The organism is Streptomyces sp. WAC 06738 (assembly GCF_003945505.1).
Classification (GTDB): domain Bacteria; phylum Actinomycetota; class Actinomycetes; order Streptomycetales; family Streptomycetaceae; genus Streptomyces.
In genome coordinates this window covers 3852560-3865819 of the sequence record NZ_CP029618.1, presented here as the reverse complement: position 1 = coordinate 3865819, position 13260 = coordinate 3852560, and the positions used below count along the sequence as shown (strand labels likewise).

Here is a 13260-nt window from a genome sequence, read left to right as displayed (position 1 = left end):
GCCTAGCCGCGGCCCCTGGTGCGGAGCGCGGGAGTTTCGGCGCTGCGGCCGGCGGCGGCGCGGGTGGCGTACCAGACGGTGGCGATCACCAGCACGCAGCCGGCGTACTGCGTCGCCGTGGGCCGCTCGCCGAGGAACGCGACGGCGGTGGCGATGGCGAGCACCGGCTGCAGCAGGAGCAGCGCCGCCCCGGTGGCCGGGGCGAGCCGCGGCAGAGCGGGGGTGATGAGGAGCAGGGCGAGGACCTGGCCGAGCGCGGCCAGCGCGGCCAGCCAGCCGAGGGCGGCGGGCTCGGGCATCGGATCGATACCGGTCCACAGCGCGCCGAGGACGCCGGAGGCGATGGCGGCGGAGAACGTCGCGGTGCACACCGGCACGGCGATGTGCGGGCGGGGAGGGGAGGGAGCGGAAGGGTTCGTGCGGGGGCGGGTGCCGGCCAGGCGGGTGAGGAAGAGGTAGGCGGCGAAGGCGACCCCCGCGGCGGTGCCGTAGACGATGCCGGTGACGGGGTTGCTGCCCGGTTCCGGGTCGCCGATCGCGCCGCCCGCGAGCGCCACCCCGGCGAGCAGCACCGGCGCCGTGAGCCAGAAGCCGCGCGGCAGCGGCGTACGGGTGAGGAGGCGGGCCAGCAGCGGGAAGACGATCACCTGGATGTTGAGCAGCACGGTCGCGATGGACGCACCGACGTCCCTGATGCTCGCCGCCCAGAACACGAAGTCGACGCCGAGCAGCAGCCCCGCCGCCAGGTCCGTGAGCACCGGGCGCCGGGCCCGGGGGCCGAGGCGGCGGAGTTCGACGGCCGCCAGCGGGGCGAGCAGCAGCAACGCCAGCAGGCAGCGCAGGAAGGCGGCGGTGCCGGCGTTCACGTCGGAGAGCTTCACGAAGATCGCCGACAGCGAGATGCACGCCGAGCCGCCGATGACCATCGTCGCCGGGGTGGCCAGCCGGGTGAGGAGGCCCTGGGCGAGGCCCCGGTCGAGGTCCGGGGCATGGCCTTGGGCGAGGCTCCGGGCGGCGCCCCCGTCGCGGCTCCACTCGTCGTCCCGGGCGACGGACTTGCCGGCCGGCCGGCTTTCGAACGGTATGTCCCCCTGGCTGTCCTGGCTCTCCCCGTCGACTCGCATGCTCCTCACTCTGCCTGCCCGCTCCCACAAGAAAAAGCGATGATTCGTTAGCCGCAAGCGTTAGCATCGCTTTGTGTTCAGCCTGGAGCGCCTCCGTGCCCTCGACGCCGTCGCCGTCCACGGCACCATCGCGCGTGCCGCCGAATCGCTGCACGTCACCGCCTCCGGTGTCTCGCAGCAGCTCGCCAAGCTGGAGCGCGAGTCCGGGCACCGGCTCCTGGAGCCGTACGGGCGCAGCGTCCGCCTCACCCACGCGGGACAGGTGCTCGCCGCGCATGCCGCCCGGGTGTGTGCGCAGGTCGCCGAGGCCGAGGCGGATCTCGCCGATCTGCAGGACGAGATCCTCGGCCCGCTGCGCCTCGGCGGCGTCGGCAGTTCGCTGCGTGCGCTGCTGCCCGAGGTGCTCACCGCCCTCACCGCCTCCCATCCGCGGCTCACCCCCACCGTCGTCGACGGCGAGGTCGTCGAGCTGGTGCCCCGGCTGGTCGGCGGGGAGCTGGATCTGCTGCTCATCGAGAGCTGGAGCAGCCGGCCGATCCGGTTGCCGCAGGGGCTGGCGGTGCGGACGCTGGTGGTCGAGGACGTGCAGTTGGCGGTCCCGGACGCCCATCCGCTGGCCGGCCGCGAGCGCGTCGGCCTCGCCGAGCTGGGCGGCCTCGCCCATCCGACCGGGGCGGCGGTGTGGGCGAGTTGTCCGGTCGGCACCGAGCCGTACGAGGGGCTGACGCAGGCGCTGCGCGAGGTGGGCCTGGAGCCGGAGGTGCGGTACCAGGTGACGGAGTACGCCACGCTGCTCGCCCTCGTCCGGGGCGGGCTGTGCGTGTCGCTCGTACCGGAGATGGCGCAGCGGCCGTGCCCGCCCGGGGTGCGGTTCCTGCCGGTGCGGCCCGCGGTGCGGCGTACGGTGCAGGCCGCGTGGCGGTCCCGGGGCGAGAGTCCGGCGGTACGGGCGTGTGTCGCCGCCCTCGCGGAGGCGGGGCAGGCGGAGGCGGCGCGGACGGAGCCCGCGGGCGGATGACCTGCGGGACCTGTCGGTGGCCCGTGCGAGGATCACCGTACGGAGCACAGCCACTGGAGGACCGATGTTCGCGATATCCCTGGGTGACGACGGTGCCGAGCTGCGGCCGCTGGAGCCGTGGCAGGCCGGGGAGTTCCTCGCCCACATGGACCGCGGGCGCGAGTTCATCGGCCGCCACGTCGGCCTCCCCGACGCCACCGCCGACCTCGAGTCCACCCGCGCCTGGCTCCAGTCCTACGCCGACAAGGCCGCCTCCGACTCCGGCCGCCTCTACGGGATCTGGCTCGACGGCCTCCTCGTCGGCGGCGTCCTCTTCCGTGTCTTCGACGCGCGGCAGCGCACCTGCGAGGCGGGTTGCTGGCTGGAGCCCGCGGCGGCCGGCCGCGGGCTGGTCACGCGCGCCGCACGCGTGATCATCGACTGGGCGGTGCACGAGCGCGGCGTCGAGCGGGTGGAGTGGCTCGTCTCCGCGGAGAACACCCCGAGCATCAAGGTCGCCCAGCGCCTCGGCATGAGCCGCGACGCGGTGCTGCGCGCCAAGCACCCCTACCGGGGGGTGCGGCAGGACACGGAGGTGTGGTCGGTGCTGGCGTCCGAGTGGGGCAAAGGGCAGGAGGCGTAGGGGTTTCCTGCTCGTACGGGCCGTCCCTTCGCCGGTCCGCCCCGCGTCCTCAGTCCGCCGTGCCCGCCGTGCCCGCCGACTCCAGCAGGACCGGCAGCTTGCGCATGTCGTCGAAGAGCACGGTGTCCGGCCCCGCCAGCCAGTCGGCCGGGGACAGCCCGCCGGTGAAGCCGTACGCGCGCATGCCCGCGGCGCGCGCCGCCTGGACCCCGTAGCGGCTGTCCTCCACCACCGCGCACGCCCGCGGCGCGTAGCCCATCTCCCGGGCCGCGTGCAGGAAGAGGTCGGGTGCGGGTTTGCCGCGGCCGCCGACGTCGGTGGCGGAGTAGATGCGTCCGGCGAAGCGGTCCCACAGCCCGGTCCTGCCGAGGGTGTGGCGCATCCGCTCGTGCCCGCCGCTGGACGCGACGCAGGTGGGCAGGCCGGCGGCGGCGAGGGCGTCGAGCGCGTCGACGACGCCCGGTACGGCTTCGAGGCGGTCGAGGCCGGCGAAGAACTCCTCGTAGTAGCGGGTGCGCCAGGTCTCGTCGGTGCCCGGGCCGAGGCGTTCGACGACCATGGCGCCGACGGATTCCTGGGACTTGCCCATGAAGAGTTCGACGGCGTCGGCTTCGGTGAGCGGCCAGCCGAGTTCCGCCCCCACGGTGACCTGCGCGGCGGCGGCGATGCGCTCGGAGTCGACGAGGACTCCGTCGCAGTCGAATATCACGAGTTCGATGGCTCCGGGCATGGTCACGAGGCTAGCCGAGCCGTGCCCGTACGGGCGGTGCGGCCGGGGCCCCGGGGCAGTGGCCCGGGGGCGTCAGCGGCTGCCGGGGACGACGAGGCCCGTTTCGTACGCCATGACCACCGCCTGCGTGCGGTCCCGCAGCCCGAGCTTCGCCAGCAGCCGGCTGACGTGCGTCTTCACCGTTTCCTCGCCGACGTGCAGGCGGGCGGCGAGTTCCGGATTGGACAGGCCCTCGGCGAGGAGCCGCAGCACCTCCGTCTCGCGCGGCGTCAGCGCGGCCAGCGGCGCCGCCGCCGCGTCGCGTTCCGGCCGCGCGGCGCGCAGCCGCGCGAACTCGGCGATCAGCCGCCGCGTGACCCCCGGCGCGAGCAGCGCCTCGCCGGCCGCGACCACGCGCACCGCGTCGAAGAGCCGCTCCGCCGTGACGTCCTTGAGCAGGAAGCCGCTGGCGCCGGCGGCGAGGGCGTCGTAGACGTACTCGTCGAGGTCGAAGGTGGTGAGGATGAGCACCTTCGGGTGCGGCGGGTCCGCGGTGAGGCGGGCGGTGGCCTCGATGCCGTCGACGCCGGGCATGCGGACGTCCATGAGTACGACGTCGGGCCGCCGGGCGCGGCAGACGCGGACCGCGTCCGCGCCGTCGTGCGCGGTGCCGACGACGTCGAAGTCGGGCTGGGTGGCGAGGAGTCCGGCGAAGCCGGCGCGTACGACTTCGTGGTCGTCGGCGACGACGACGCGCACGGTGTCCGTGTCCGCGGTGCCGGTCATGCGGCGCTCTCCTCCCTGCTCGTACGGGTCTGTGCGGGGAGCGTCGCTTCGAGGAGGAAGCCGCCGCCCGCGGCGGGCCCGCTGCGGAGCCGGCCGCCGACGGCGGCGGCGCGTTCGCGCATGCCGGGCAGCCCGTGCCCGCCGCCCGCGGGGCCCGGATGAAGGCCGTGGCCGGGATCCGGACCAGGACCCGGACCCGGGCCGTTGTCGCGGATGCGCAGGCGCAGGGCGGTGTCGGTGTAGTGGAGTTCGACGTCGACGGCGGCGCCGGGGGCGTGCCGGCGGGCGTTGGTGAGGGCTTCCTGCACGATGCGGTACGCGGTGAGCTCGATGCCCGTGCCGAGGGGGCGTACGGCGCCGCTGACGATGAGCCGGACGGCGGCCCCCGCGGCGTCGCGGGCGCCGTCGAGGAGTTCGTTGAGCTGGGCGAGGCCGGGCGGGGGGCGGCGTTCCGCGGTGGCGGCGCCGGCGTCTTCGCGCAGGACGCCGAGGAGGCGGCGCATCTCGGTGAGGGCGGTGCGGGCGGTGTCGCCGATGTCGCGGAGCCGGCGGGCGCCTTCGTCGGGGAGGCCGGGGGTGGTGAGGCGGGCGGTTTCCGCCTGCACGGAGATCATCGAGATGTGGTGGGCGACGACGTCGTGGAGTTCGCGTGCGATGCGGGCGCGTTCGCCGCGGGCGGCGTGCTCGTAGAGGGTGTGCGCGATGGCGCGTTCGGTGGCGCTGTGCGCGGCGGCGGTGCTGCGGGCGCGGCGGGCGAGGCCGGTGGCGGTGGCGGCGGCGAGGAGGACGGCGGCGGCCACGGCGAGCAGCCGGCCGGCGGCGTCGAGCCGGCCGCCTGCCGCGGTACCGGGGTCGCCGACCGCGTAGCCGGCGAGCGGCAGCACGAGGAGGACGGCGAGGGCGCGGGCGCGGCGGGCGCCGTGGCGGGCGAGGCGGTGCAGGAGGAGCGCCTGGGCGGCGACGCCTGCGGCGACGGGGGCGCCGAGGAGGGCGGCGAGCGGGGCGTTCGCGGCGGTGGTGAGGACGGCGGCGGGGGCGGGGTGGGTGCGTAGCAGCGCGACGGGGGCGGTGGCGCCGAAGGCGAGGAGCAGGGCGGCGGTGAGGCGGTCGCCTGCGCCTGCGCGCAGGACGGTGTCGACGGCGGCGAGGAGGGTGAGGAGCGCGGCGGCGGCGACGGGCCCGTCGGGGGAGGAGGCGAGGCGGCGCACACCCCTGCCCCCCGCCCACTCCCCCCGTGCTCCCGTCACCCCGCCATTGTCCCTGCGTACGCCCCTTCCGGCGTCCCTCCCGCCCTGGACGATCGCGTCCCCCACACGAGCTACCCCGCCGCCCGCAAGACTCCTCCCCCGCGTGACGACCGGCCCGCCGCCCGGTTCGTAGCCTCCTCACCATGGCAGCGTCAGAAGCAACCATCGAGGTCCGGGAGCTGCGCAAGCGCTTCGGTCCCGTCGCCGCCGTGGACGGCCTGTCGTTCACGGTCGTGCCCGGTCAGGTCACCGGGTTCGTCGGCCCCAACGGGGCCGGGAAGTCCACCACCATGCGCATCGTCCTGGGCCTCGACGCCCCGGACGCGGGCAGCGCGCTGGTCGGGGGCCGCCCGTACGCGGCGCTGCGCCGCCCGCTGCAGCACGTCGGCGCCGCGCTCGACGCGGCGGCGGTGCACCCCAGCAGGCGCGGGCGCGACCACCTGCTGTGGCTGGCGCACTCGCACGGGCTGCCGCCGCGCCGCGTCGACGAGTTGCTGGAGCAGGTGGGTCTGGCGTCGGCGGGGCGGCGGCGGGCCGGCGGCTACTCGCTGGGGATGCGCCAGCGCCTCGGCATCGCCGCCGCGCTCCTCGGCGACCCGCCGGTGCTGCTCTTCGACGAGCCGGTCAACGGCCTGGATCCGGAGGGCATCCGCTGGATACGCGGCTTTCTGCGCCGGCTGGCGGCGGAGGGCCGGGCGGTGCTCGTCTCCAGCCATCTGATGAGCGAACTGGAGGACACTGCGGACCACCTCGTGGTCATCGGCCGCGGCCGGCTCGTCGCGGACATGCCGGTGGCCGAGGCGCTGGCGGCGGCGTCCGACAGCAGGGTCGCGCTGCGTACGGGGGCGCGGGAGCGGGCGATGACGGTGCTGGCGGCGGCGGGGGCGACGGTGGCGGCGACGGGCCGTCAGTCGCTGACGGTGTCGGGGCTGCCGGCGGAGCGGGTGGCGGAGCTGCTGGGCGCGGAGGCGGTGCCGTTCTCGGAACTGGCGGCGCACCGGGCGTCGCTGGAGGAGGCGTACATGGAGCTGACGCGCGGCGAGGCGGAGTTCGCCGCCGGCCCGGAGGGGGAGGGTCCGCTGTGAGTACGGGTATCGGTTCCGGTACGGAGACGGGCGCGGACACGGGTTCGGGTACGGGGACGGGCGCGGACTCGGGCGCGGGCGGCGGTTCGGGGGCGCGGGCGGGTGCCGGGGGTGTGGCTCCGTACCGCTCGAAGCTGCCGCCCGCGCGTGCCGGCTTCTGGCAGTTGCTGCGCGCCGAGTTCACGAAACTGCGCAGTGTCGACCGGTGGCTGCTCACGCTGCTCGCGGGCGTGGCCGTGACGGTGCTGGTGTCGCTGGTGGCGGCGGGCGGCAGCGAGACTGCCACGTCCGGCGACGGCGGCGGCTCCGCTACGGAAGCGGCGGCGCGGGTCGCGGACTCGTTCCGCTTCGTGCACCGGCCGCTGACCGGCGACGGCAGCGTGACGGCTCGGGTGACGGACCTGACGCTGGGCGAGGGCACGGACGCGCCGTGGGCGAAGGCCGGTGTGATCGTGAAGGCGGGCACGGAGCCGGGGAGTCCGTACGTGGCGCTGATGCGCACGGCCGGGCACGGGGTGCGGCTGCAGTACGGGTTCGAGCACGACGTCGCCGGCGGCGCCGTGGCCGGGGACGCTCCGGTGTGGCTGCGGCTGGTGCGCGAGGGCGACCGGCTGACCGGCTACGAGTCCGCCGACGGCGAACGCTGGCGCGAGGTCGGCAGCGTGCCCGCGGCCGGGCTGCCGGACACGGCGCGGGCGGGGCTGTTCGTGGCGGCGCCGGAGACGGTGCGGGTGGAGCGGTCGTTCGGGTCGCTGAGCATCGGGGCGGGGCCGAGTGCGGCGACGGGGGTGTTCGACAACGTACGCCTCGAAGGGGGCGGTTCCGGCGGCGCGGGGAGCATTGAGGGGCGTACGGACTGGCGGGACGAGGCCGTCGGGCCGGCGTCCGGACCGGCGGCGGCGAACGGCCCGGCCGGCGGCACCGAGCGCGCCGGCGGCACGTTCACCGTCACCGGCTCCGGCGACATCGGCCCGCTCCCGCCCGCCGGGGACCTGACCTGGATGAGCCTGGCGGGGGCGCAGGTCGGGCTGATCGCGTTCGCGGCGCTGGGCGTGCTGTTCATCACCGCCGAGTACAAGCGCGGCATGATCCGTACGACGTTCACCGCCGGGCCGCGCCGCGGGCGGGTGCTGGCGGCGAAGGGGACGGTGCTCGCGGCGGTCGCGTTCGCGGCGGGGCTGGTGGCGGCGGTGGCGTCGTTCCTGGTGGGGCAGCGGGCGTTGCGGGAGGGCGGGCACCGGCCGCCGCGGTTCCCGGAGGTGTCGCTGGCGGACGGTCCCGCGCTGCGGGCGGTGGTGGGCACGGGGCTGCTGCTGGCGCTGGTGGCGCTCTTCGCGCTCGGGCTCGGGGCGCTGCTGCGGCACACGGCGGCGGCGGTGACGATCGTCGTGGTGCTCTTCGTGCTGCCGCTGGTGCTGGGCGGGGGACTGCCGCTGGGGGCGGTGGAGTGGCTGTTCCGGGTGACGCCGGTGGCGGGATTCGGGGTGCAGAGCACGACGCCGCGGTACGAGCAGGTGGAGACGGTGTGCCTGCCGGAGGACGGGTGCATGCCGCAGGGGCCGTGGGCGGGGCTCGGGGTGCTGGCGGCATGGGCGGCGGTGGCGCTGGCACTGGCGGCGTGGCGGCTGCGGCGGCGCGATGCGTGAGGGTGGGCTCGGGCGGCGGGGGCGGCGGCATGGGCCCGGTGTGCGGGCGGTGTACGTGGGCGTACGGGACACGGGGTACGCGGCGCGCGCGGAATGGACCAAGCTGCGTACCGTCCCCAGCACCTGGTGGCTCCTCCTCGCCGTGGCCGCCGTCACCGCGGCGGTCGGCGCGGGCGCGGTCAGCGGGCTGTCCACGGCGCACTGCCCGCCGGCCGGCTGCCGTGAGGACGTCGTGAGGACCAGCCTGGCGGGCGTCTGGGCCGGGCAGGCGGCGGTGGTGGTGCTCGCGTCGCTGGCGTTCACGGCGGAGTACGGCACGGGCACGATCCGCACGACGTTCACCGCCGTACCCGGCCGGCTGCGGGTACTCGCCGCGAAGTCCGCGGTGGTCGGCGCCGCGGTGCTGGTCGCGGGCGGCGCGGGGGTGCTGGGCGCGCTGCTCGCGGGGCGGGCGCTGGTGCCGGCCGGCTTCACCGCGTACGACCCGGGGGCGGGGCCGGTGCTGCGGGCCGGCTTCGGGACGGCGCTGTACCTGGTGCTGGTCGCGTTGCTGGCGCTGGGCCTGGGCGCGGCGCTGCGCGACACGGCGGGTGCGGTGGCGGCGTGCCTGGGGGTGCTGTACGCGTCGCCCCTGGTGGCGGGGATGCTGTCGGATCCGGAGTGGGTCGAGCGGTTCCAGCGGTACGGGCCGGCGTCGGCGGGGCTCGCGGTCCAGTCGACGGTGGAGACGGCGGAGTTGCCGATCGGACCGTGGGCGGGTCTGGGGGTACTGGCGGCGTGGTCGGCGGCGGCGCTGGCACTGGGCGCGGCGGTGCTCCACCGCAGGGACGCGTGAGACGGGACCAAGCCCGGACGCCCGGGACCCGCGCGGCCTCGGCCCGGCCGCGTGCCCGGCTCATACGAGCCCGGCGGCCGGTCGTGCGCGCCTGTGGCCCTGGCCGTACGGAGCCCATGGGCCCGTACGAGCCCGGCCGTCATCCCCACGTCACGCCCGCACCCCCTCCAGGAACCCCGTCACCGCCTCCCCGAACTCCGCAGGCGCCTCCGTCCACGGCAGGTGTCCCGCCCCGGCCAGCACCACCCGCTCCACCCGCGGCAGCGCCGCCACCAGCGAATCCACCGCCGCCCGCGGCCGGATGTCCGCCTCCCCGTCCACGACCAGCACCGGCACGTCCAACTCCGCACACCTCGCACGGAGGCCGGCCGATCCCAGCTCCTTCCCCTCCTCGGCGACGAGCGCCGCGTTCGCCTCGGCGTTCACCCCGAAGAAGGGCGTCGCCATCCGCTCCGCCTCCGCCACCGCCCGCGGACCCGCGGGCGGTACGAAGTCCGCCGACCACTGCAGCACGCACGCCTGCCGCTCCTCCGCCGTGCCCCGGCCGCCGCCCCGCGCCCGCCTCCACAGCTCCCGCAGCCGCGGCGCCCGGGTGCCGAGCGCGGCGTCGAAGTTCCCGAGGAACGCGGGGCGCCAGGTCTCCTGCGGGTCGATGCCGGTGCCCGACACGTAGACGAGCCCGCCCACCCGCTCGGGGTGCGCCAGCGCGTACCGCAGGGCCAGGCTCGCGCCCCACGAGTGCCCGAGGAGCACCGGGCGCGCCAGCCCGAAGTGCGCCCGTACGGCGTCGAGATCGGCGATCGCGCGCGCCATCGTGAACGGCCCGTCCCGCCCCTCCGAACGCCCGCACCCGCGCTGGTCCCACCGGTACGGGGCCGCCGCCCCGGCCAGCAGCTCCGCGACGTCCCCGAGGGTGTCCCACAGCCCCGGCCCGCCGTGGCAGAACACCACCGGCACCGCGCCGTCCCCCTGCCGCACGGCCCACAGCCGCGCCCCGTCCCCGGCGGCCACGACCCCGCCGCCCGTCCGTCCCGTGCCCTCACCGCCCATCTCCGCACGCTATCCCCGCCGTTGACCGGCCCGGCTACCTCCCCCGCAGTGCCCGCCCCAGCAGCCGCACCCCCTCGGTCACGGCGTCGGGATGGCTCGCCGCGTAGCCGAGGACCAGGCCGGGCGGGCCGGTCCTGAGGCGGTGCCAGGAGAGGGGCTGCACCTTGACGCCGCAACTGAGCGCCGCCGCGGCCAGCTCCGTATCGGTCACCCCCGTCAACCCCGCATCGGCTCTCCCCGCCGGCCCCGCGCCGACCGCTTCCGCCGCCGTCTGCCCGCCCGCCCCGTCGAACGTCACCGTCAGATGGAGCCCGGCCGCCGCCCCGTGCACCACCGCGCCCGGCAGATGCTCCGCGATCGCCGCTATCATCGCGTCCCGCCGCCGCCGGTGGCGGCCCCGGAGCAGCCGCAGGTGCCGCTCCAGCTCCCCCGACTCCATCAGCCGCGCCAGCACGAGCTGCGGCAGCACCGCGTTGCCCAGGTCGGTGAAGCGCTTGGCGTTCACCAGCGCGTCCCGGTACCCCGGCGGCGGCACCACCCAGCCCACCCGCAGCGCAGGCGCCAGCAGCTTCGACACGCTGCCCATGTAGCAGACGCGCTCCGCGAGCATCGCCCGCAGCGCGGGCACCGGCGGCCGGTCGTAGCGGTGCTCGGCGTCGTAGTCGTCCTCGAGCACGAGCCCGCCGCCGTCCTCCGCCCAGCGCAGCAGCTCGCGGCGGCGCTCGCCGCTGAGCACCGCCCCGGTCGGGAACTGGTGCGCCGGGGTGAGGAGCACCGCACGCGCGCCGGTGGCGCGCAGCGCGTCGACACGTATGCCGTCGGCGTCGACCGGCACCGGGACGATGTCCAGCCCGCCGTTCTCCAGATGCTGGCGCGTGCCGAGCGAACCGGGGTCCTCCACCGCCACCGCGCCCACGCCGTCGGCGCGCAGCACCGGGTGGAGCAGGGTGAGCGCCTGGGCGGTGCCGGCGACGATGACGACGTCGTCGGGATCGGCGCGGATGCCCCGGTTCCGGGCGAGCCAGCCGGCGACGGCCCGGCGCAGCGCGGGGGTGCCGTGCGGGTTGCCGTAGCCAAGGTCGGCGGCGGAGAGCTCGCCGAGGACGGCCCGCTCGGCGCGCAGCCACGCGGCGCGCGGGAACGCGGCGAGGTCCGGCAGCCCGGGGGTGAGGTCGATCGACGCCGGGGCGGCGCGGAGGACTTCGAACGCCTCGGGTCCGGGCGCGGTGGGAAACATCACGGCCGGCTGCTCCTGCCCGGCCGCCCGGGGGCCGGGACCGGCGTCCACCGGGGCCGCGACCACCACCGTGCCCCCGCGCCGCCGCCCCTCGACGTGCCCGTCCTCCGTCAGCCGCCGGTACGCCTCCGTGACCACCCCGCGCGACACCCGCAGCTCCGCCGCCAGCACCCGCGTCGGCGGCAGCCGGCCGCCCACCGCCAGCCGGCCGTCCGCGATCGCCTCCCGCAGCCGCCACGCCAGCCAGTCCGCCATCCCGCCCGTCGGTGCGTCCCCGACGTCGAGCTGCAGGAAATCCGACCCGGACGCTTTGGACCTCTCGGAGGTCCCTTTCTCCACCCCGTTCATGGAGCCATCGTGGCACGGGCCACTGACAACGGCCCCGCCGAAGCCCGTTGCCCCAGCTCAGACGGCGTTCTCCAGCCGGCGCCGCACGCCGCACTCACCCCGTGCCCACCCCGCGGCTCACTCCCCGAACACGAACTCCGGCTCCGCCGCCGTCAGCAGCGCCGCCTTCGGCGCCACGCCCCACAGCCGCTCCAGCTCCCCCTCAACCGCATCGGTCAGCTTCGCCACATCCGCCGCGGCCGTCTCGTGCATGCCCTCGGCCACCACCAGCACCCGGCGCGTCGCCTCGCCGACCGCCGAATACCCGCTCTGGCGGTTCGTCCAGCGCCGCGCGTGCGCCCGCCCCGCCGAGTCGGCGAACGTCACCTCCCCCGCCGCCGGATGCTCGCTCCCGCCCCCGAACGTCGTGTACGTCTCGTCGCCCCGCGCCCGGCGCACCTCCAGCCACGGCTCCGCGATCCGGTCGACGTCCAGCACGGCGACCGGAATCGCATACGCCACGGAGGCCGCGTTGCAGAGGTCCACCACCGGGTGGATCCGCGGCAGCGACCCCTCCCGCCGCAGCCGCCGCAGCAGCGACTCCGATGCGCACCGGTACTGCGTCGGCCGCAGTCCCAGCCGGGTGTACGTCCGCCGCCAGGCCCGTACCTCCGGGAACTCCCCCTCCGTGCCCGCCGCCAGCCGCTCCCGCGCGACGGCCGTGTACGCCGCGATCCGCGCCTCCAGCTCCGCACCCGCCGCAGGACCGGCGGCACCCCCGCCGGGCCCGGCCGCGTCGCCGCCGCCGAACTCCCCGTACAGCACCCCCGCCACCAGCTCCGGAAACTCCGCCCGCAGCTCCCGCGCATGCCCGAACCGCATCGTCACGCCACCGCCAGCTTCGCGCCCAGCCCCAGGAACGACACCGCGAACACCCGCCGGATCCCCGCCATCACCCGCGGCCGCCCCAGCACGTGTCCCCGTACGGCCGCCGCGCACAGCCCGTACGCCACGAACACCGCGAACGTCATCCCCATGAACACCGCGCTCAGCCGCAGCATCGCCGCCACCGACCCCTCCTGCCCCGTGGGCACGAACTGCGGCAGGAACGCGACGAAGAACATCGTCAGCTTCGGGTTGAGCACGTTGAGCAGTACGCCCGAGACGATCACCCGCCCCACCGGCTGCGGCCCGGCCGCGGCGTCCTCGACGACGAGGGCCTCCTTGTCGCGGAGCGTCGACCACGCCATGTACAGCAGGTACGCGACCCCCAGGTACTTCACCACCTCGAACGCCACCGCGCTGGCATGCAGCAGCGCCGCCAGCCCGGTGACGGTCGCGACGACGTGCGGGACGGTGCCGAGCGTGCAGGCGAACGCGGCGACCACGCTCGCCCGCCGCCCGTGGGACAGCCCGGCGGCGAGCGTGTAGACCACGCCGGTGCCCGGCGTGACGACCACGACGAGCGTGGTCAGCAGAAAGGCGATGCTCAAGGAGGGCCTCCGGCGGTGGCGATGCGGCTACGGCGGAACGCCACCCAGCCTCGCCCACCGATGGCCTCTCCGGCAGAGCCA

General features: G+C 76.4%; 13 protein-coding genes. 5 read left to right on the top strand and 8 right to left on the bottom strand.

The genetic code is table 11. The features are described from left to right. Nucleotides 1–2 precede the first annotated feature (2 nt). Complete coding sequence (locus tag DMB38_RS16705) at nt 3–1124, bottom strand: DMT family transporter (protein WP_125935871.1); 1122 nt, start codon at nt 1122–1124, stop codon at nt 3–5. Between the two features lie 73 nt (nt 1125–1197). Between DMB38_RS16705 and DMB38_RS16700 the strand changes: the two genes are divergently transcribed. Then, nucleotides 1198–2142: a LysR family transcriptional regulator gene (locus DMB38_RS16700; RefSeq protein WP_125935870.1), complete on the top strand. Its 945-nt coding sequence runs from the start codon at nt 1198–1200 to the stop codon at nt 2140–2142. Nucleotides 2143–2206: 64 nt separating this feature from the next. Next, a complete protein-coding gene (locus DMB38_RS16695) occupies nt 2207–2764 on the top strand; it encodes a GNAT family protein (protein WP_125935869.1) in 558 nt (185 codons plus the stop codon). Between the two features lie 49 nt (nt 2765–2813). Here DMB38_RS16695 and DMB38_RS16690 read toward each other — a convergent pair whose 3' ends face one another. From DMB38_RS16690 to DMB38_RS16680, 3 genes are all read right to left on the bottom strand, one after another. Continuing rightward, the gene (locus DMB38_RS16690; RefSeq protein WP_125935868.1) at nt 2814–3494 is read right to left on the bottom strand and encodes an HAD family hydrolase; all 681 of its coding nucleotides are present in this window, start codon (nt 3492–3494) and stop codon (nt 2814–2816) included. A gap of 72 nt (nt 3495–3566) precedes the next feature. Beyond that, nucleotides 3567–4259, bottom strand: a complete 693-nt coding sequence (locus DMB38_RS16685; RefSeq protein WP_125935867.1) for a response regulator transcription factor — start codon at nt 4257–4259, stop codon at nt 3567–3569. Then, nucleotides 4256–5506 (bottom strand): histidine kinase, encoded by a 1251-nt coding sequence (locus DMB38_RS16680; RefSeq protein WP_125935866.1) that lies wholly within the window; start codon nt 5504–5506, stop codon nt 4256–4258. Before DMB38_RS16680 ends, DMB38_RS16685 begins: the two co-directional genes overlap by 4 nt. A gap of 143 nt (nt 5507–5649) precedes the next feature. On the opposite strand from DMB38_RS16680, the gene DMB38_RS16675 reads away from it, so the two are divergent. From DMB38_RS16675 to DMB38_RS16665, 3 genes are read left to right on the top strand one after another with little or no spacing between them, the layout of a single operon-like run. Next, nucleotides 5650–6591 (top strand): ATP-binding cassette domain-containing protein, encoded by a 942-nt coding sequence (locus DMB38_RS16675; protein ID WP_125935865.1) that lies wholly within the window; start codon nt 5650–5652, stop codon nt 6589–6591. Then, complete coding sequence (locus DMB38_RS16670; RefSeq protein ID WP_240662309.1) at nt 6588–8237, top strand: ABC transporter permease subunit; 1650 nt, start codon at nt 6588–6590, stop codon at nt 8235–8237. The genes DMB38_RS16675 and DMB38_RS16670 overlap by 4 nt, the downstream gene beginning before the upstream one ends. Nucleotides 8238–8277: 40 nt before the next feature. Then, nucleotides 8278–9072, top strand: a complete 795-nt coding sequence (locus DMB38_RS16665) for an ABC transporter permease subunit (RefSeq protein ID WP_240662307.1) — start codon at nt 8278–8280, stop codon at nt 9070–9072. Nucleotides 9073–9222: 150 nt separating this feature from the next. Here DMB38_RS16665 and DMB38_RS16660 read toward each other — a convergent pair whose 3' ends face one another. The 4 genes from DMB38_RS16660 to DMB38_RS16645 all read right to left on the bottom strand — a co-directional run bounded on the left by DMB38_RS16660 (nt 9223) and on the right by DMB38_RS16645 (nt 13179). Beyond that, complete coding sequence (locus tag DMB38_RS16660; protein ID WP_125935863.1) at nt 9223–10122, bottom strand: alpha/beta hydrolase; 900 nt, start codon at nt 10120–10122, stop codon at nt 9223–9225. A gap of 34 nt (nt 10123–10156) precedes the next feature. Beyond that, nucleotides 10157–11707, bottom strand: coding sequence for a PLP-dependent aminotransferase family protein (locus DMB38_RS16655; protein WP_125935862.1), 1551 nt, complete (start codon nt 11705–11707; stop codon nt 10157–10159). 117 nt (nt 11708–11824) lie between these two features. Then, nucleotides 11825–12511, bottom strand: coding sequence for a phenylalanine--tRNA ligase beta subunit-related protein (locus DMB38_RS16650; protein WP_125939083.1), 687 nt, complete (start codon nt 12509–12511; stop codon nt 11825–11827). 59 nt (nt 12512–12570) lie between these two features. Next, nucleotides 12571–13179 (bottom strand): LysE family translocator, encoded by a 609-nt coding sequence (locus tag DMB38_RS16645; protein ID WP_125935861.1) that lies wholly within the window; start codon nt 13177–13179, stop codon nt 12571–12573. Nucleotides 13180–13260: the final 81 nt, after the last annotated feature.